Raw genomic sequence first — 17732 nt, forward strand, 5'->3', positions numbered from 1 at the left:
CCCGGACCGACCCCAGGATGCTCATGAAACCCGCCCGACTCCGCGCCGACCTGCTCGCCGGCCTGACCACCTCGTTCGCACTGGTGCCCGAGTGTATCGCTTTCGCCTTGGTGGCCCACCTGAACCCGCTGATGGGCCTGTATGGCGCCTTCATCATCTGCACCCTGACGGCGCTGTTCGGCGGCCGGCCGGGGATGATTTCCGGCGCTGCCGGTTCGATGGCGGTGGTGATCGTCGCGCTGGTGGTGCAGCACGGCGCCCAGTACCTGCTGGCCACCGTGCTGCTGGGCGGCGTGGTGATGATGCTGTTCGGCCTGCTGCGTCTGGGCAAGCTGGTGCGGTTGGTGCCTTACCCGGTCATGCTCGGTTTCGTCAATGGCCTGGCAATCGTGATCGCACTGGCCCAGCTCGAGCATTTCAAGCAAGGTGAACACTGGCTCACTGGAATGCCGTTGTACCTGATGATCGGCCTGGTGGCGCTGACCATGCTGGTGGTCTACGTACTGCCGAAGCTGACCCGCGCGGTGCCGCCGGCGCTGGTGGCGATCCTCGGTGTCGGTCTACTGGTGTACGTGCTCCACCTGCCCACGCGCACCCTCGGCGACATGGCGAGTATCGCCGGCGGCCTGCCACACCTGGCCCTGCCGGATGTGCCGTGGAACCTCGAAACCCTGAAAATCGTAGCGCCGTATGCGGTGCTGATGGCCATGGTCGGCCTGCTGGAAACCTTGCTCACCCTCAACCTGACCGATGAAATCACCGAGAGCCGTGGCTACCCGGACCGCGAGTGCGTTGCGCTGGGTGCGGCCAACATGGTTTCCGGCCTGTGCGGCGGCATGGGTGGTTGCGCGATGATCGGCCAGACGGTGATCAACCTCAGCTCAAATGGCCGTGGTCGGCTGTCGGGTGTGGTGGCCGGGGTGATGGTCCTGCTGTTCGTGTTGTTCCTGTCGCCGCTGATCGAGCGTATTCCGCTGGCGGCGCTGGTCGGGGTGATGTTCGTGGTGGCGCAGCAGACTTTTGCCTGGGCGTCGTTGCGGGTGCTGCACAAGGTGCCGCTGAGCGATGTGCTGGCGATCATTGCCGTGACCGTGGTAACGGTGCTCACCGACCTGGCGGTGGCGGTGCTGTTCGGCATTGTCATCGCGGCGGTGAACTTCGCCTGGCAGCATGCGCGGGAGCTCTATGCCGACAGCCATGAGGATGGAGAGGAGGGCAAGCATTACCAGGTGCACGGCACGCTGTTCTTTGCCTCGACAACGGTGTTCCTGAACCAGTTCGACCCGGCTAACGACCCGGCCAAGGTGACCCTGGATTGCCAGCATTTGAGCTTTGTCGATTATTCGGCGGTTGCTGCGTTGAAGACCTTGCGCGAGCGGTATGCCAGGGCTGGTAAGCAATTGCGGGTGGTGCATCTGTCCGAGCGTTGCAAGAAGCTGCTGAAGCGGGCTGGGGAGCAGCACTGAGAATGTTGTTATCTGTGCCGGCCTCTTCGCGGCTAAAGCCGCTCCCACAGGGACAACACAGCCAGTGACTACTGTGCATTCCCTGTGGGAGCGGCTTTAGCCGCGAAGAGGCCAGCACAGGAGAGCGAATTACTCCCCGCGGTTCTTCTTGACGATGGCATCGGCAATGCTCGCAGGCGCCTCTGCATAACGGGTGAACTCCATCGAGAAGCTGGCCCGACCCTGGGTCATGGAACGCATCGAGGTGGCGTAGCCGAACATCTCGCCCAGCGGCACCTCGGCACGGATCACCTTGCCGGCCGGCGTTTCGTCACCATCCTGGATCATCCCGCGGCGCCGGCTCAGGTCGCCAAGGATGTCACCCTGGTACTCCTCCGGCGTCACCACCTCCACCTTCATCACCGGCTCCAGCAACACCGCGCCGCCTTTCTGCGACAACTGCTTGGTGGCCATCGAGGCGGCAATCTTGTAGGCCATTTCGTTGGAGTCGACGTCGTGGTACGAGCCGTCGTACACCGCCGCCTTGAGGTTGATCAGCGGGTAGCCGGCCAGCACGCCGTTCTTCATCTGCTCTTCGATACCCTTCTGGATCGCCGGGATGTACTCGCGCGGTACCACGCCGCCAACGATCTCGTTGATGAACTCCAGACCTTCCTTGCCCTCGTCGCCGGGGGCGAAGCGGATCCAGCAGTGGCCATACTGGCCCCGGCCGCCGGACTGGCGGACGAAGCGGCCCTCGATCTCGCACGTGTTGCGGATTTTCTCGCGGTAGGCCACCTGCGGCTTGCCGATGTTGGCCTCGACGTTGAACTCGCGGCGCATGCGGTCGACGATGATGTCCAGGTGCAGCTCGCCCATGCCCGAAATGATGGTCTGTCCGGTCTCTTCGTCGGTGCGCACGCGGAATGACGGGTCTTCCTGGGCCAGCTTGCCCAGGGCGATGCCCATCTTTTCCTGGTCGGCCTTGGTCTTCGGCTCCACCGCCACGGAAATCACCGGGTCGGGGAAGTCCATGCGTTCGAGGATGATCGGCTTGTCCATGTCGCACAGGGTGTCGCCGGTGGTCACATCCTTCATGCCGATCAGCGCGGCGATGTCGCCAGCGCACACATCCTTGATTTCGGCGCGCTGGTTGGCATGCATCTGCACCATGCGGCCGATGCGTTCCTTCTTGCCCTTGACCGAGTTGAGCACCGCATTGCCAGAGCTGAGCACGCCGGAATAGACCCGGGCGAAGGTCAGAGTGCCGACGAACGGGTCGGTGGCGATCTTGAAGGCCAGCGCCGAGAACGGTTCGCTGTCGTCGGCGTGGCGCTCGAGGTGCTTTTCTTCGTCATCCGGGTCGGTGCCCTTGATGGCCGGGATTTCCGACGGGGCGGGCAGGTAGTCGATGACCGCGTCGAGCATCAGCGGCACGCCTTTGTTCTTGAATGACGAGCCGAGGATGGTCGGCACGATCTCGTTGTTCAGGGTGCGTTTGCGCAGGCCGGCCTTGATTTCTTCGATGCTCAGCTCTTCGCCATCAAGAAACTTCAAGGTCAGTTCGTCATCGGCCTCGGCCGCTGCTTCGACCATATGCGCACGCCATTCGTCAGCCAGCGCCTGCAGCTCGGCAGGGATGGCTTCTTCGCGGTAGCTGGTGCCGTTGTCAGCATCGTTCCAGTAGATGGCCTTCATCTTCACCAGGTCGATCTGGCCCTGAAAGTTTTCTTCGCTGCCGATGGCCAGCTGGATCGGCACCGGGTGGTGGCCCAGGCGCTGGTCGATCTGCCGGACCACGCGCAGGAAATCGGCGCCCTGGCGGTCCATCTTGTTGATGTAGGCCAGGCGCGGCACGTGGTACTTGTTGGCCTGGCGCCATACTGTCTCGGACTGCGGTTCGACCCCGTCCGCGCCGCTGAACACCACCACCGCGCCATCGAGCACGCGCAGCGAGCGTTCCACCTCGATGGTGAAGTCGACGTGGCCGGGGGTGTCGATGATATTGAAGCGGTACTTGTGGGCGAACTGCTTGGTCGAGCCTTGCCAGAAAGCAGTGGTCGCTGCCGAGGTGATAGTGATGCCGCGCTCCTGCTCCTGGGCCATCCAGTCCATGGTCGCGGCACCATCGTGCACCTCGCCCATCTTGTGGTTGACCCCGGTGTAGAACAGGATCCGCTCGGTGGTCGTGGTCTTGCCGGCGTCCACGTGGGCGACGATGCCGATATTGCGGTACAGCTCGATGGGCGTTGTACGGGCCATGGCGGACTACCTGCGGGTGAGCGGATTCTCCCACGGTAGCAGAACGGGAGAATCCTGCTTTACCGCCGGGCCGTCAGTCGGCCTGGGCCTGCAGCAGCCACTGGCCATCCACTTCGCGGGCCAGGCCGCTGGCAGGCAACAGCGCCAGCAGGCGTGCGTGCAGAGCGGCTTCGGTGAAGGTCTTGAGGGTGGTCAGGTCCAGGTTGCCGACCAGGTTGAGGTCGGCCTTGGTGTACGACAGCCAGGCCTTTTTCAGGGCTTGGGCGACGTCGCTACCGGAGGTGCTGGCGAAGCGGCGGTGCCACTGGCGGCCGTCGAAGGTGAAGGTGTGGGCGTGGCTGTAGATGCTTTGGTCGCCACCTTCGGTGCAGCGGTGGCAACGGCACGGGCCTTCGCCGAAGGCGTTGCGCAGGTAGCTGTTGAAGTCCACCACGGGCTTGAGGGACAGGCGTTTGTCGACCTCGAACAGGTCGGCGATAAGGGGTTCTTCGGCGCTCACTCTGGATCCTCGTGTGGTGTGGCTTGCATCGCCGGGCACCCTAACAGATCGGGCCCTTCAGATCACCTTTTGCAGGCCTGGCCTCTTCGCGGGTAAACCCGCTCCCACAGGTACAACACAGCCTTTGAATAATGTGTAGTCCCTGTGGGAGCGGGCGTGCCCGCGAAGAGGCCGGTAGAGACAATAGAGATCACCTGCCGTACTCTACGCGCCCATACGCCTACACACCCACAGAGGTAACCCCGCTTGAGCACCAAGTACCCGTACATCGCCACCATCACCATCAGCGCCGAAGACCGTGGCGGCGACACCGAAGCCTCGGAAAACCCCAACATGCGCGTTGGCCTGGAAGCGGTGACCGAAACGCTGAAGAAGGTGCATTTCGTCGGTACGCTCGCAGCCCCCGAAAAGAACGCCACGCACATCTGCGTGACCCTGGAAAACGGCCTGACCTACTACGGCCCGATCGTCAACGGCCAAGCCGAACTCGAAGGCGGCTGGATTGCCTTCGAGTCTGACATGCTCACCCCGCAGGAACTGGGTCTTTAAGCCCCGGTTGTCCTCAGGAGCCCAGCTCCACCAGGCACTGCTCGAGGATATCCAGGCCTTCCTCGAGCACTTCGGCCTCGATGGTCAGCGGTGCCAGCAGGCGGATGATGTGCCGCGCCTTGCCGCTGGGCATCAGCAGCAGGCCCTTGGCGCGTGCCGCTTCCATCACCTTGGCCAGTTGCGCCGGTGCCGGGCTGCCGTCGGCATTGACGAACTCGATTCCGCGCATGGCGCCGACGCCGGTCAGGCGGCCGATGAACGGGCTCAGGCCCGAGGCCTTCCAGCGCTCGAAGCGGCGCACGATTGCCTGCTCCTGGCGTTCACCCCAAGTAGCGACGTTCTCGTCGGTCATCTGCGCCAGGCTGGCCAGGGCCGCTGCGCAGGCAATCGGGTTGCCTGAATAGGTGCCACCCAGGCCGCCCTTGGGCAGCGCTGCCATCAACTCCTTGCGCCCGACCACCGCACCCAGCGGCATGCCGCCGGCAATGCTCTTGGCCAACAGCAGCAGGTCGGGTTCAAGCCCTAAGCGCGGGAAGGCGAAGCGCTGGCCGGTGCGGCCGAAGCCCGACTGGATCTCGTCGATGATGATCAGGATGCCGTGCTCGTCGCAGAAGCGGCGCAGGGCCTGGGCGAAGGTTGGGTCAAGGGCAAGGAACCCGCCTTCGCCCTGCACCGGCTCGAAGATGAACGCCGCCACATCCTCCACTGCCAGCTCGACGCTGAACAGGCGGTCCATGGCCTTGAGGGCCTGTTCGCAGGTGACCCCGGTGTCGGCGCTGGGGTAGGGCAGGTGGTACACCGGCCCCGGCAGTTCGCCGACCCGCTGCTTGTAAGGGGCGACCTTGCCGTTGAGGTTCAGGGTGGCCAGGGTGCGACCATGGAAGCCGCCGTCGAAGGCGATGATGGCGCGTTTGCCGGTGGCAGCGCGGGCCACTTTCAGGGCATTTTCCGCAGCCTCCGCGCCACTGTTGGTGAGCATCCCGGCCAAGGGGTAGCTGACCGGTACGAACTGGCTCAGTTGCTCCATCAGTGCCAGGTATGGGCCGTGCGGGGCTGCGTTGAATGCGTAGTGGGTCAGGCGAGCGGCCTGGGCCTGGATCGCCTCCACCACGGCCGGGTTGCAGTGGCCCAGGTTGAGTACGCCGATACCGCCGACGAAGTCGATGTAACGTTTGCCGTCGGTGTCCCATACTTCGGCATTACGGCCATGGGAAAGTGTGATCGGGTGAACGATGGCAATGGATTGGCTGATACTTTCCTGGTTCATGGGGCACGCGGACCTTGTTCGAGTTTCTTATTATCCAAGCGTGTTGGCGGGTTATTCCGCAAACGAATTATTCGATTGCGATCATTCCCTGGATTCTTGATCTTGGCTGATTTTGTATTGCTAGCACTGGCCTCTTCGCGGGTGAACCCGCTCCCACAGGTACGGCGCCACGCTTGAAAGCTGTGCGATCCCTGTGGGAGCGGGCAAGCCCGCGAAGAGGCCGGTACAGGTTGAATCAATCCCCCTCAGCCACCCGCTCCCGAATCCACTGCACGAAGGCCCGCACCTTGGGCACTTCGGCCGCATGCTCGGCATGGGCGATGAAGTGCCGGCCATTGCTCGCCACCGGGTGGTCCCAGGCCACCACCAGCTTGCCCTCGCTCAGCTCTTCGGCCACCAGGTAGCGCGGAATCAGAGCGATCCCGCAGCCGGCAATGGCCGCGCGGATGCACAGGTAGAACGTGTCGAAGCGCGGCCCGTGGTAGCTGTTCTGGCTATGCAACCCCAGCCCCAGGAACCATTCGTGCCAGGCCTCCGGGCGTGACACGCACTGCAACAGGCGGTGCTCGGTCAGCGCCTGGGCACTGTCGAAACGGTGGTTGGCCAGCAGCTGCGGGCTGCATACCGGCACCACCTCTTCGCTGAACAGCTCGATGCAGGTTGCCCCGGGCCAGGTGCCCTGGCCGAAGAAAAACGCAATGTCGGCCTTGGCCTGCACCAGGTCGAACGGCTCCAGCTCATTGCGAATATCCAGGTGAATACGCGGGTAGCGGTCGCCAAAACCCTTCAGCCGGGGCACCAGCCAGCGCGCGCCGAAGGTGGGCTGGGTGGCAATGCGCAGCACTTCGGTCTCGTCGCCGTAGCTGAGGATGTAACGGCTGGAAATGTCGATCTGGGTGAGGATCTTGTTCACTTCGGTGAGGTACAGCGCGCCGGCCGGGGTCAGGTGCAGGCGGCGGCGAATGCGCTGGAACAGCGAGTGCGACAGCATGTCTTCGAGCTGTGCCACCTGCTTGCTGACGGCGCTCTGGGTCAGGTGCAGTTCCTGGGCCGCGCGGGTGAAGCTGAGGTGGCGGGCGGCCGCTTCGAAGCACTGAAGGGCGGTGGTCGAAGGCATCAGGCGTTTGGACATGACGGGCAAATACCGAGCAAAAAAGGAAGGAGTTCATTCCGTAATGGAATCATGTGTTTCGAAAAGGTCGTTTGTTGACCCCGCCCTATAGATTAATACTGACCTGGATCAACGATTACAACCGGTCGTGCGAAGAGGAGGTCAGTACCCGCTTCCGGCATCTGCAAAACAACAACAACGAACATCAGAAATTTATAAGAATTCTGCTCCAGTCTTCAGCCGCTCCGCTGCGGCCGACCCATTCGAGGGTTCTTCATGGCTTCGCTACACAACAACAAACAGCGCTCCCTGCAGCACGGCCTGACGTCCCGTCAGGTATCCATGATCTCCATCGCCGGCATCATCGGCGCCGGCCTGTTCATCGGGTCCTCCAACGCCATCGCCACCGCCGGCCCGGCTATCCTCATCTCCTACGCCATGACCGGCTTGCTGGTCTTGCTGGTGATGCGCATGCTGGGTGAAATGGCCATCGCCAACCCAAACAGCGGCTCGTTCTCCACCTATGCCTCCGAAGCCATCGGCCCCTGGGCAGGCTTTACCATCGGCTGGCTGTACTGGTGGTTCTGGGTACTGATCATTCCGGTCGAGGCCATCGCCGGCGCCGATATCCTGCATGCCTATTTCCCTGACGTGCCGTCGTGGCTGTTCGCCTTCCTGATCATGCTGGTGCTGTCGGGTACCAACCTGATCAGCGTGAAGAACTTCGGTGCCTTCGAGTACTGGTTCGCGCTGGTCAAGGTGGTGGCGATCATCGCCTTCATCGTGGTCTGCAGCCTGGCAGTGTTCGGCGTCTGGCCGCTGGCCGAGGTGTCCGGGGTCAGCCGGTTGTGGGACAACGGCGGCTTCATGCCCAACGGTTTCGGCACCGTGCTCGGTGGCGTGCTGATCACCATCTTCTCGTTCTTCGGTGCCGAGATCGTCACCATTGCCGCTGACGAAACCGCCAACCCGAAAGACAAGATCCGCCGCGCCACCAACCTGGTGGTGTACCGCATCGCCATCTTTTACCTGGCGTCGATCTTCCTGGTGGTGTCGCTGGTGGCCTGGAACGACCCCGGGCTGAAAGCGGTGGGTTCGTTCCAGCGTGTGCTTGAGGTGCTGAACGTGCCGGGCGCCAAGCTGCTGGTGGATATCGTGGTGCTGGTGGCCGTGACCAGCTGCATGAACTCGGGCCTGTACACCGCGTCGCGCATGCTCTATTCGCTGGGTGCCCGCGGCCAGGCGCTGAGCGTTACCAAGCGTATTTCCGGCGCTGGCGTACCGACCGTGGCGGTCATCTTCTCGACCCTGGCCGGCTTTGCCGGGTGCTTCGTCAACTATGTGTTCCCGGGCAAGGTATTCGGCTTCCTGCTGTCCACCACCGGCGCCATCGCCTTGCTGGTGTACCTGGTGATTGCCGTGTCGCAGCTGCGCATGCGTGCCCGTGCCGAGCGTGAAGGGCGGCCGCTGGAGCTGAAGATGTGGCTGTTCCCGTGGCTGACCTGGCTGGTGATCGGCACCATCGTCATGGTGCTGGGCTACATGCTGTTCAGCGATGCCTACCGCTACGAGACACTGATGACCGCCGGGGTGACTGCGTTCATCCTGCTGGTTTCGCTGACCCAGCGGCGCGCCAGTGTGGCTACCCAGACGGCCTGATGTTTCTGCTTTAATGTGGGGGCGTTGCGCGCCCCCCATATCAATAAGCACAGGAAGCGTATGAACGACCATTCCCTTTCCCTCCAGGCCCTCGCCGCACCCGACGGCACTTGCTACGGCTGCGGTTGCTCCCACCCCAGCGGCCTGCACCTGCAAAGCCATTGGGACGCCGATGGCATCCATCTGGTGTGCCGGCACGCGCCCGACAGCACCTTCATCGGCTGGCCCGGCCTGGTCTACGGCGGGCTGCTGGCGATGCTGGTCGACTGCCACTCCAACTGGACGGCGATGGCTTACCACTACCGCAACGAAGGTCGCGAAGCGGGGAGCCTGCCGCGCATCGACTGTGTCACTGGCAGCCTTGGCCTGAACTACCTCAAGCCCACACCCATGGGCGTGGAACTGTTGCTCAAGGCGCGTGTGGAAGGTGAGGTCGGGCGCAAGACCCGGGTGATCTGCGAAGTCTGGGCCGGCGATGTGCTGACGGTGACCGCCGACTCGGTGTTCGTCCGCGTCGATACCGAAAAGCTCAAGCTCAAGGCCCACGGCCAAGCATGAGCCGACCGTGCTGAGGAGTGGTCGGTGATGGTCAGCGGTCGGGGATGTCTCTAGAGTGAGAGGTTCATTCCCCCAGGCAAGGTTGATCATGACCGATCTCAGTGCTTTCCCCATTACCCGCAAGTGGCCCGCAAAACACCCCGAACGCCTGCAGCTTTACTCGCTGCCTACGCCCAACGGCGTCAAGGTGTCGATCATGCTCGAAGAGATCGGCCTGGCCTATGAGCCGCACAAGGTCAGCTTCGACAACGATGACCAGCTGAGCCCCGAGTTCATTTCGCTCAGCGTCAACAACAAGATCCCCGCCATCCTCGACCCTAATGGCCCGGGTGGCCAGCCACTGCCGCTGTTCGAGTCGGGAGCGATCCTGCAGTACCTGGCGGAGAAGAGCGGCCAGTTGCTCAGCCAGGACCCGGCCCAGCGTTACCAGACCTTGCAGTGGCTGATGTTCCAGATGGGTGGCATCGGGCCAATGTTCGGCCAGGTGGGGTTCTTCCATTTCTTTGCTGGCAAGGAATACGAGGACAAGCGCCCGCGCGACCGTTATGTCAACGAGTCCAAGCGCCTGCTCGGGGTCCTGGACCGGCATCTGAAAGGCCGGGAATGGATGGTCGACGAGTACAGCATTGCCGATATCGCGATCTTCCCGTGGGTGCGTAACCTGGTCGAGCGTTACAACGCCCGTGATCTGGTCGGCTTCGAGCAGTTCAAGGAAGTGCAGCGGGTGCTGGCGGCATTCCTCGAGCGGCCAGCCGTGCAGCGCGGGCTAAAAATTCCAGGTTGATCAGGCTATACCGAATGTATATGCATGCGCCGGCCTTTGTAGGAGCGGCCTTGTGTCGCGAAAGGGCTGCAAAGCAGCCCCAGCAATCTATGCGTTGCCGCTGAAATCCCGGGGCCGCTGTGCGGCCCTTTCGCTACACAAGGCCGCTCCTACAGGGGAGCGTGTACAGATTCAGAATATCTGGTGCAGCACCCAGTACAGGCTACCGGCCAAAAGCATCGCTGCCGGCAAGGTCAGCACCCAGGCCATCAGCAGGTTGACCAGCGTGCGCTTCTGAATCCCTGACCCGTTGGCCACCATGGTCCCGGCTACCCCGGAACTCAGCACATGGGTGGTCGACACCGGCAACCCGAACATGTCCGCCGCACCGATGGTGCACATTGCCACCACTTCAGCCGAAGCCCCCTGGGCATAGCTGAGGTGGGTCTTGCCGATTTTCTCGCCTACCGTTACCACGATACGCCGCCAACCGACCATGGTGCCCAGCCCCAGTGCGATGGCCACGGCCACTTTCACCCATAGTGGGATGTAGCGGGTGGCATCATCCAGCTGGGTCTTGAACAGCAGCAACTGGCTGCGTGTGCCTGCATCGAACCCTACCAGCTGGTTCTTCTCGATCAGGCGGATGGCTTCGCTGGTCAGGTACATGTCGTTGCGCACGTTGGCCATGGCTTCGGCCGGTACCCGCTTGAGCGAGCCATAACCTTTGACCTCTTCGCCGATCATGCCGGTAAGCGCTGCCAGCGCCGGTATCAGTTGCGGGTTGGCCCGTGGCTCGGCAATGAACGTGGCCAGCACCTGGCGCGGGTCGGCCGGTGCCGCTTGCGGGTTGCTGCGCACCAGTGCCTGGCGGGTTACCTCGGCGACCGCGGAAAACTGCAAGGCTTGCTCATTGGGCATGGTCTTGTTCAGTGCGTAAGCCATCGGCAGGGTACCAACCAGAATCAGCATGATAAGGCCCATGCCTTTCTGGCCGTCATTGGAGCCGTGGGCAAAGGACACCCCGGTGCAGGTCAGGATCAGCACGCCACGGATCCACCATGGCGGAGGTGTCTGGCCTTCCGGCGCCTGGTACAGCGCCTTGCGCTTGACCAGCGCGCGCAGGGCCAGCAGCAATAGCGCGGCACAGGCAAAGCCGATCAGTGGCGAGAACAGCAGGGCATAACCGACCTTGCTGGCCTGGGCCCAGTCCACGCCACTGGTGCCGTCGCGCCCGTGCATCAGCGCATTGGCCACGCCCACGCCGATGATCGAACCGATCAGGGTGTGCGAGGATGAGGCCGGCAGGCCCAGCCACCAGGTGCCAAGGTTCCAGATGATCGCCGCCAGCAGCAGGGCGAAGACCATGGCGAAGCCGGCCGAGGAACCAACCTGCAGAATCAGCTCCACCGGCAGCAGGGCGATGATGCCGAACGCCACCGCGCCGCTGGAAAGCAGCACCCCGAGGAAGTTGCACAGCCCGGACCAGACCACTGCGACCGGTGCCGGCAACGAGTGGGTGTAGATGACGGTGGCCACTGCGTTGGCGGTGTCATGGAAGCCATTGACGAACTCGAAGCCCAGGGCAATCAGCAACGCCAGGCCCAGCAGCAGGAATGGCGTAACCGTGGTGATTACCGTACCGCTGGCCGCCACGTCCTGCTTCAGGCTCCAGGCGGTATAGGCAATGCCGGCCAGCAGCAGGCCGAAGAACAACACCAGGGTGGCACGCCCGGGTTTGTGGGCAAGTTGCGGGCGGGCATCGCGTTGAGCCAGTTGCGGCAGGCTGGCCAGTGAAGGGGTTGCCATGGTGGCTCCGGTTGGAGTGGGCAAGGGTGCCGAAGGCCTTGAGCATAGAAACAATTCGTAACCCGGCCGTGACCTCGATCAATGATTTATCTAGGCTCAAGACGGACGGTAGTGGCAGGAGAAGCCCATGATTCGCTGCAAGCGTGTCTACGATGCGGTTGAGCAAGACGACGGCCAGCGCGTGCTGGTTGATCGCCTGTGGCCGCGTAACAAACGCAAGGACGACCTGCACGGGCAGTGGTTGCGCGAAGTTGCACCCTCTGATGAGTTGCGCAAGGCATTTCACCAGGGAGAAGTGGATTTCGCCGGCTTCACCCAGCGTTACCGGCAGGAGCTGGCGGCGCACCCCGAGCACTGGTACCCGCTGCTCGATCTGGCCGGAAAGGGCACGCTGACATTGCTTTATGCGGGCAAGGATACTGAGCACAACAATGCTCAGGTGCTGGCCGAATGGCTGGAGGACGAACTGGATCGCCGTGGGCCCGGCAGTTCGCCCGTGTGCTACGCCCAATGATTGGTATTCGTTGTGCTGGCCCTATCGCCGGCAAGCCAGCTCCCACAGGTACGGCGCTGCCTTCAAGGCTATCGTTGTAACTGTGGGAGCTGGCTTGCCGGCGATAGGGCCGGGCCTGGCAAACCGAAGAGTCCGAAATGTGATGTCCCTGAAACTGACCCCCGCCAACGACACCCACCGCACCTTCGCCCGCGACCTCACGCGCCGCGCCATGCTGCCGTACTACCGCGAATACGACCTGCTGTGGCTAGAGGAAGCCTTCGACGAAGCCTGGGGCTGGCGCGAGCAATGGCTGGTGACCGAAGGCGACGCCGTGCTCGGCTTCTGCAGCCTCAGCCAGGACCGCCAGGCGCTGTTCATTCGCGAGTTGCATCTGCTACCCGAGCACCGTGGGCGTGGGGTGGGCAGCTGGGTGCTGGAGCAGTTGGCACTGTGGGCCCGCCAGCGGCACCTGCCGCTGCTGCGGCTGATGGTGTTTCGCAGCAACCCGGCGCGCGTGCTCTACCAACGCCACGGCTTCGTCGAAATGGGCGAGGACGAATGCTTTGTGCGCATGCAGCGCACGATCGACTAATAGCTTAATGATGGCTTGTCGCGACTGGTGAGCATCGGCATAGTGAACCCAGGCGTTCACGGCTGCCTGCTGGCGGGTAGGCCGTACATGATTGTGATCAGGGACAAGGAGAACCCCATGAATGGAATCGGTCCGCGGCTGCGGGAAGAGCGAGAACGCCTGGGGATGACCCAGCGCGTGTTTGGCGATATCGGCGGGGTCGAACCCAATGCCCAAGGCAAATACGAGAGTGGTGAGCGTTCGCCGCGGGTCGACTACCTGGCGGCTTTGGCAGCCAGGGGCGTGGATGCACTTTATGTGCTCAGCGGCACCCGCACCCCCGTACCGCTCGAGGGGCTGAGCACCGATGAGTCCGGTTTGCTGGGGGCTTTCCGGCAGTTGTCATGCGACGACCAAGCGGCCCTTTGGCACTTGTTGCGGCGTTTGACCAACAACGACAAATCCCGGCAGACAATGAGGCCGCTTACGGTTGAACGTCAGGCGTTTCTTACGGAAGGAATGCGTTAGGTCCGCCGTGAAAAATTTTGTTAAGGTGGCAGGATCCAATCGCCCTGCTGACGAGGTGTGTGCTTGATTAGGGTCTTAGTGGTCGACGATCACGATCTGGTACGAACCGGTATTACACGCATGCTTGCCGACATCGATGGTCTGCAGGTGGTGGGCGAAGGTGATTCGGGTGAATCGGCACTCAAGCTGGCCCGTGAGCTGAAGCCGGATGTGGTGCTGATGGACGTGAAAATGCCTGGCATCGGTGGCCTGGAGGCAACCCGCAAGCTGCTGCGCAGCCACCCGGACATCAAGGTGGTTGCCGTGACCGTGTGCGAGGAAGACCCGTTCCCCACGCGCCTGCTGCAGGCCGGTGCTGCTGGCTACCTGACCAAAGGCGCCGGCCTTGACGAAATGGTCCAGGCCATCCGCCTGGCCTTCGCCGGCCAGCGCTACATCAGCCCGCAGATTGCCCAGCAGATGGCGTTGAAACCCTTCCAGCCGCAGGGTTCGCCGTTCGATGCCTTGTCGGAACGGGAAATCCAGATTGCCCTGATGATCGTCGGCTGCCAGAAAGTGCAGATCATCTCAGACAAGTTGTGCCTCTCGCCCAAGACCGTCAATACTTACCGTTATCGGATCTTTGAAAAACTCTCGGTTACCAGCGACGTCGAACTGACCTTGCTGGCCGTTCGCCACGGCATGGTCGACGCAAGCCTGTAAAACCTCATGTCCCAAGTTTTCGATGCCAGCGCATTCCTGGCTACCTGCAGTGGTCGCCCGGGCGTCTACCGGATGTTCGACGGCGAAGCCCGGCTGCTTTACGTGGGCAAGGCCAAGAACCTCAAGAAGCGCCTGGCCAGCTATTTCCGCAAGACCGGCCTGGCGCCCAAGACCGCCGCGCTGGTGGCCCGCATCGCCCAGGTCGAAACCACCATCACCGCCAACGAAACCGAGGCGTTGCTGCTGGAACAGAACCTGATCAAGGAATGGCGGCCGCCGTACAACATCCTGCTGCGCGATGACAAATCCTACCCCTACGTGTTCCTTTCCGACGGCGAGTTCCCGCGGCTGGGCATCCACCGTGGGGCGAAGAAGGCCAAGGGCCGCTACTTTGGCCCGTACCCCAGCGCCGGAGCCATTCGCGAAAGCCTCAGCCTGCTGCAGAAGGCCTTTTCGGTGCGTCAGTGCGAAGACAGCTATTACGCCAACCGCACCCGGCCATGCCTGCAGTACCAGATCAAGCGCTGCAAAGGGCCCTGCACGGGCCTGGTGACCGCCGAGGAATATGCCGAGGACGTGCGCCACTCGGTGATGTTCCTCGAAGGGCGTAGCCAGCAACTGGGCAACGAGCTCAATGCCGAGATGGAGAAGGCCGCCATGGCCCTCAATTTCGAAAAGGCCGCCGAGTTGCGCGACCAGATCGCCTTGTTGCGCCGGGTCCAGGACCAGCAGTACATCGAAGGCGGCAGCGGCGATGTCGACGTTGTCGCCGCCTTCGTCAACCCTGGTGGCGCCTGCGTGCACCTGATCAGCGTACGCGGCGGGCGGGTGCTGGGCAGCAAGAACTTCTTCCCGCAGGTAGGTATCGAGGAGGAGGTGGCCGAAGTGATGGCCGCGTTCCTTTCCCAGTACTACCTGGGCAATGCCGAGCGCGAATTGCCGGGCGAACTGATCGTCAACGTGGTGCATGAAGACTTCGCAGCCATCAGCGAAGCCCTGCACACCCTGCGTGGCCGCGAGCTGACCATCAGCCACCGGGTACGCGGTACCCGCGCCCGCTGGCAGCAGCTGGCGGTGACCAACGCCGAGCAGGCGCTCAATGCCCGCCTGGCCAACCGCCAGCACATGGCCGCACGTTTCGAGGCCTTGGCCGAGGTACTGGGCCTGGACGAGGTGCCGCAGCGCCTGGAGTGCTACGACATCAGCCATTCCAGCGGCGAAGCCACCGTGGCCAGTTGCGTGGTATTCGGCCCCGAAGGCCCGCTCAAGTCCGACTACCGCCGCTTCAACATCGAAGGCGTCACCGGCGGTGACGACTACGCCGCCATGCACCAGGCCCTGAACCGCCGTTACGGGCGCATCAAGGACGGCGAGGGCAAGCTGCCCGACGTGCTGCTGGTGGACGGCGGCAAAGGCCAGCTGAACATGGCCCGTGACGTAATGCAGGAGCTGGGCTTCAGTGACCTGACCCTGCTTGGCGTGGCCAAGGGCGTGACGCGCAAGGCCGGTTTCGAAACCCTGTACCTGAACGACGTGCACCATGAGTTTACCCTCAAGGGCGACTCACCGGCCTTGCACCTGATCCAGCAGATCCGTGACGAGGCCCACCGTTTCGCCATCACCGGCCACCGCGCCCGCCGTGGCAAGGCCCGCCGGGTGTCCAGCCTGGAGGATGTGGCCGGGGTAGGGCCCAAACGGCGGCGCGACCTGCTGAAACATTTCGGCGGCCTGCAGGAGCTCAACCGCGCCAGTATCGATGAAATCGCCAAAGCGCCCGGCATCAGTAAAAAGCTTGCCGAGTCGATTTATGCCAGCCTGCATAGCGAGTAGAATGCGGGCTCAACTTGCGGCCAGTCGTACCGATGAATATTCCAAACCTGCTCACCGTTCTACGCGTCCTGCTCATCCCGATCTTCATCCTGCTGTTCTATATGCCCTATCACTGGAGCTATATGGCCGCCAGCAGCGTGTTTGCCGTTGCCGCCGCCACCGACTGGCTGGACGGCTACCTGGCGCGTCGCCTGCAGCAGAGCACGCCGTTCGGTGCGTTTCTCGACCCAGTGGCCGACAAGCTGATGGTGGCGGTGGCCCTGGTGCTGCTGGTGCAAACCCACGCCAACTTCTGGCTGACCCTGCCGGCTGCGGTGATCATCGGCCGCGAGATCGTGGTATCGGCGTTGCGCGAGTGGATGGCCGAGCTGGGCGCGCGGGCGCATGTGGCGGTGTCCAACCTTGGCAAGTGGAAAACCGCGGCGCAGATGCTGGCGCTGGTGATCCTGCTGGCCAACCCGCCGGCGGTGACCTTCTGGGTAATCCTCGGCTACGCGCTGCTGCTGGTGGCGGCGGGGCTGACCCTGTGGTCGATGGTGCACTACCTGCTGGCTGCTTGGCCGCACCTGCGCGAAGGCTCTGAGCAGAAGTAAAAGTTTTTTTGAATCAAGGGGTTGACGCCATTTTGGAAATCGCTAGAATGGCACCCATCACGACGCGGGAATAGCTCAGTTGGTAGAGCACGACCTTGCCAAGGTCGGGGTCGCGAGTTCGAGTCTCGTTTCCCGCTCCAAATATAGATTTACAGGGTTTTTTGGAAGTCTGTAAATCATTGAAAAAAGACGCTTCGGCGTCTTTTTTCGTTTAGCGCAGTCTGCCTGAATCCACCAGCAGCCACGAAATTGAGTTACATTTTTAAGTACAGCGATTCCGGATAGTTGGCGTAGCGGATTGATGGCAGAACCGCTGTCCGCCAAGCAAATTCTACTGGCAAGAACTAGACCCTCAAAGACACTGCTGGCCTTGCACTGATCGTTGGTGCCAAGGGCCCCAAGCAGTGGCACTTTCGTTTCTACTGGTTGTGCAAGCAGGCCCGTATCTCGATGGGGCCGTGCAGGATCAAGGGGTAGCGGGTATGGTTGTCGATCAGGCCTTGCTGGTGGCCAGCGGAGCCTTGCTCAAGCACGCCTGGTTCCCGGCGTACCCGCTGCACCGGATCTATTACCCGCCGCTAGCCCTTGAATAGCGTGAGAAGGTGCGCAAGGCGCGTGACCGCCACTGACAGCGGCACTGCAAACGGCAGCACGGTGCAGATGTTCACCTAGCCAAATGACCTACGCCGCTTTTTGATACAGCTCTTGGGCCGAAAGACTGACGTGTGGACGCAAGAAGGTCAGGCTGCTTTGCAACTCGCCATCGTAAAAGGGCTGAATAAGGCCGTGGCGCATACCAAGCACTTGCGCAACGTCCCACCAGTGAGGCCGTCCCGGCAAAGCAGTCCAAAGAACGGGAGGGCACGGGTATTGATGGTCGTGATGAGGCTTCGCCTCAAGTGCCGCCTGGACAAGCCATCGGCCTCCCGGTAGAAGGTTGCTCGCGTAGACCTCGTGGGTCGGACTATTGTAACTGAAACTGTAAAAGTGAAATCCCAACGCTTCTGCGAAGGCAGGCAGCGCGTTCAGTAATGCCGGCAGCTCTTGCAAACGCGCCAGGTCGTGGGCAGCTGTGTTGAGCATCGAACCT

The 17732-nt window shown here is 62.5% G+C and carries 17 protein-coding genes and 1 tRNA gene; 12 read left to right on the forward strand and 6 right to left on the reverse strand.

Features of this window, described 5'->3' with window-relative positions:
* Window positions 1-23 precede the first annotated feature (23 nt).
* Window positions 24-1466: a SulP family inorganic anion transporter gene (locus tag J5M58_RS07840; RefSeq protein ID WP_112252924.1), complete on the forward strand. Its 1443-nt coding sequence runs from the start codon at window positions 24-26 to the stop codon at window positions 1464-1466.
* Between the two features lie 129 nt (window positions 1467-1595).
* On the opposite strand, the gene fusA is transcribed toward J5M58_RS07840, so the two are convergent.
* A complete protein-coding gene (gene fusA, locus J5M58_RS07845) occupies window positions 1596-3707 on the reverse strand; it encodes an elongation factor G (protein WP_112252923.1) in 2112 nt (703 codons plus the stop codon).
* A gap of 73 nt (window positions 3708-3780) precedes the next feature.
* Window positions 3781-4206, reverse strand: a complete 426-nt coding sequence (locus J5M58_RS07850; protein WP_112252922.1) for a hypothetical protein — start codon at window positions 4204-4206, stop codon at window positions 3781-3783.
* Between the two features lie 246 nt (window positions 4207-4452).
* Here J5M58_RS07850 and J5M58_RS07855 point away from each other — a divergent pair, with 246 nt between their 5' ends.
* A complete protein-coding gene (locus J5M58_RS07855; protein ID WP_112252921.1) occupies window positions 4453-4755 on the forward strand; it encodes a hypothetical protein in 303 nt (100 codons plus the stop codon).
* 13 nt (window positions 4756-4768) lie between these two features.
* On the opposite strand, the gene J5M58_RS07860 is transcribed toward J5M58_RS07855, so the two are convergent.
* Both J5M58_RS07860 and gcvA read right to left on the reverse strand, forming a co-directional pair.
* Window positions 4769-6022 carry an aspartate aminotransferase family protein gene (locus J5M58_RS07860; protein WP_112252920.1) on the reverse strand — a complete coding sequence of 418 codons (1254 nt, stop codon included), beginning with the start codon at window positions 6020-6022 and terminating at the stop codon, window positions 4769-4771.
* A gap of 235 nt (window positions 6023-6257) precedes the next feature.
* Window positions 6258-7154, reverse strand: coding sequence for a transcriptional regulator GcvA (gene gcvA / locus J5M58_RS07865; protein ID WP_015271044.1), 897 nt, complete (start codon window positions 7152-7154; stop codon window positions 6258-6260).
* Window positions 7155-7409: 255 nt separating this feature from the next.
* Here gcvA and J5M58_RS07870 point away from each other — a divergent pair, with 255 nt between their 5' ends.
* From J5M58_RS07870 to J5M58_RS07880, 3 genes are all read left to right on the forward strand, one after another.
* Window positions 7410-8792, forward strand: a complete 1383-nt coding sequence (locus tag J5M58_RS07870; protein ID WP_112252919.1) for an amino acid permease — start codon at window positions 7410-7412, stop codon at window positions 8790-8792.
* 60 nt (window positions 8793-8852) lie between these two features.
* Window positions 8853-9350, forward strand: coding sequence for a PaaI family thioesterase (locus J5M58_RS07875; protein ID WP_112252918.1), 498 nt, complete (start codon window positions 8853-8855; stop codon window positions 9348-9350).
* 88 nt (window positions 9351-9438) lie between these two features.
* A complete protein-coding gene (locus tag J5M58_RS07880) occupies window positions 9439-10134 on the forward strand; it encodes a glutathione S-transferase N-terminal domain-containing protein (protein ID WP_112252917.1) in 696 nt (231 codons plus the stop codon).
* A 171-nt stretch (window positions 10135-10305) separates the two neighbouring features.
* Here the strand turns inward: J5M58_RS07880 and J5M58_RS07885 are convergent, their stop codons facing one another.
* Window positions 10306-11922, reverse strand: a complete 1617-nt coding sequence (locus J5M58_RS07885; RefSeq protein ID WP_112252915.1) for an inorganic phosphate transporter — start codon at window positions 11920-11922, stop codon at window positions 10306-10308.
* A gap of 127 nt (window positions 11923-12049) precedes the next feature.
* Here J5M58_RS07885 and J5M58_RS07890 point away from each other — a divergent pair, with 127 nt between their 5' ends.
* The 7 genes from J5M58_RS07890 (at window position 12050) to J5M58_RS07920 (ending at window position 16782) form a co-directional block, all read left to right on the forward strand.
* Window positions 12050-12436 (forward strand): DUF488 domain-containing protein, encoded by a 387-nt coding sequence (locus J5M58_RS07890; RefSeq protein ID WP_207877756.1) that lies wholly within the window; start codon window positions 12050-12052, stop codon window positions 12434-12436.
* Between the two features lie 142 nt (window positions 12437-12578).
* Window positions 12579-13010: a GNAT family N-acetyltransferase gene (locus tag J5M58_RS07895; RefSeq protein ID WP_075045798.1), complete on the forward strand. Its 432-nt coding sequence runs from the start codon at window positions 12579-12581 to the stop codon at window positions 13008-13010.
* A 117-nt stretch (window positions 13011-13127) separates the two neighbouring features.
* Window positions 13128-13517 carry a helix-turn-helix domain-containing protein gene (locus tag J5M58_RS07900; protein WP_112253242.1) on the forward strand — a complete coding sequence of 130 codons (390 nt, stop codon included), beginning with the start codon at window positions 13128-13130 and terminating at the stop codon, window positions 13515-13517.
* Between the two features lie 63 nt (window positions 13518-13580).
* Window positions 13581-14219, forward strand: coding sequence for a UvrY/SirA/GacA family response regulator transcription factor (gene uvrY / locus J5M58_RS07905; protein WP_112252913.1), 639 nt, complete (start codon window positions 13581-13583; stop codon window positions 14217-14219).
* A 6-nt stretch (window positions 14220-14225) separates the two neighbouring features.
* A complete protein-coding gene (gene uvrC / locus J5M58_RS07910; protein ID WP_207877758.1) occupies window positions 14226-16049 on the forward strand; it encodes an excinuclease ABC subunit UvrC in 1824 nt (607 codons plus the stop codon).
* Window positions 16050-16081: 32 nt separating this feature from the next.
* The gene (pgsA, locus tag J5M58_RS07915) at window positions 16082-16642 is read left to right on the forward strand and encodes a CDP-diacylglycerol--glycerol-3-phosphate 3-phosphatidyltransferase (RefSeq protein WP_015271035.1); all 561 of its coding nucleotides are present in this window, start codon (window positions 16082-16084) and stop codon (window positions 16640-16642) included.
* A gap of 64 nt (window positions 16643-16706) precedes the next feature.
* A tRNA-Gly gene (locus tag J5M58_RS07920) sits at window positions 16707-16782 on the forward strand.
* A 541-nt stretch (window positions 16783-17323) separates the two neighbouring features.
* Here the strand turns inward: J5M58_RS07920 and J5M58_RS07925 are convergent.
* Window positions 17324-17725, reverse strand: a complete 402-nt coding sequence (locus J5M58_RS07925) for a hypothetical protein (protein WP_207877760.1) — start codon at window positions 17723-17725, stop codon at window positions 17324-17326.
* Window positions 17726-17732: the final 7 nt, after the last annotated feature.

The sequence above is a fragment of the Pseudomonas sp. 32_A genome, assembly GCF_017490905.1.
In the GTDB taxonomy this organism is placed as follows: Bacteria; Pseudomonadota; Gammaproteobacteria; order Pseudomonadales; family Pseudomonadaceae; genus Aquipseudomonas; species Aquipseudomonas inefficax.

What these genes read in the sequence shown, in the direction of transcription:
- J5M58_RS07840 (WP_112252924.1), top strand. Translation starts at nt 24, where the DNA reads ATGAAACCCGCCCGACTCCGCGCCGACCTGCTCGCCGGCCTGACCACC.
- fusA (WP_112252923.1), bottom strand. Translation starts at nt 3,707, where the DNA reads ATGGCCCGTACAACGCCCATCGAGCTGTACCGCAATATCGGCATCGTC.
- J5M58_RS07860 (WP_112252920.1), bottom strand. Translation starts at nt 6,022, where the DNA reads ATGAACCAGGAAAGTATCAGCCAATCCATTGCCATCGTTCACCCGATC.
- gcvA (WP_015271044.1), bottom strand. Translation starts at nt 7,154, where the DNA reads ATGTCCAAACGCCTGATGCCTTCGACCACCGCCCTTCAGTGCTTCGAA.
- J5M58_RS07870 (WP_112252919.1), top strand. Translation starts at nt 7,410, where the DNA reads ATGGCTTCGCTACACAACAACAAACAGCGCTCCCTGCAGCACGGCCTG.
- J5M58_RS07875 (WP_112252918.1), top strand. Translation starts at nt 8,853, where the DNA reads ATGAACGACCATTCCCTTTCCCTCCAGGCCCTCGCCGCACCCGACGGC.
- J5M58_RS07880 (WP_112252917.1), top strand. Translation starts at nt 9,439, where the DNA reads ATGACCGATCTCAGTGCTTTCCCCATTACCCGCAAGTGGCCCGCAAAA.
- J5M58_RS07885 (WP_112252915.1), bottom strand. Translation starts at nt 11,922, where the DNA reads ATGGCAACCCCTTCACTGGCCAGCCTGCCGCAACTGGCTCAACGCGAT.
- J5M58_RS07890 (WP_207877756.1), top strand. Translation starts at nt 12,050, where the DNA reads ATGATTCGCTGCAAGCGTGTCTACGATGCGGTTGAGCAAGACGACGGC.
- J5M58_RS07895 (WP_075045798.1), top strand. Translation starts at nt 12,579, where the DNA reads ATGTCCCTGAAACTGACCCCCGCCAACGACACCCACCGCACCTTCGCC.
- J5M58_RS07900 (WP_112253242.1), top strand. Translation starts at nt 13,128, where the DNA reads ATGAATGGAATCGGTCCGCGGCTGCGGGAAGAGCGAGAACGCCTGGGG.
- uvrC (WP_207877758.1), top strand. Translation starts at nt 14,226, where the DNA reads ATGTCCCAAGTTTTCGATGCCAGCGCATTCCTGGCTACCTGCAGTGGT.
- pgsA (WP_015271035.1), top strand. Translation starts at nt 16,082, where the DNA reads ATGAATATTCCAAACCTGCTCACCGTTCTACGCGTCCTGCTCATCCCG.
- J5M58_RS07925 (WP_207877760.1), bottom strand. Translation starts at nt 17,725, where the DNA reads ATGCTCAACACAGCTGCCCACGACCTGGCGCGTTTGCAAGAGCTGCCG.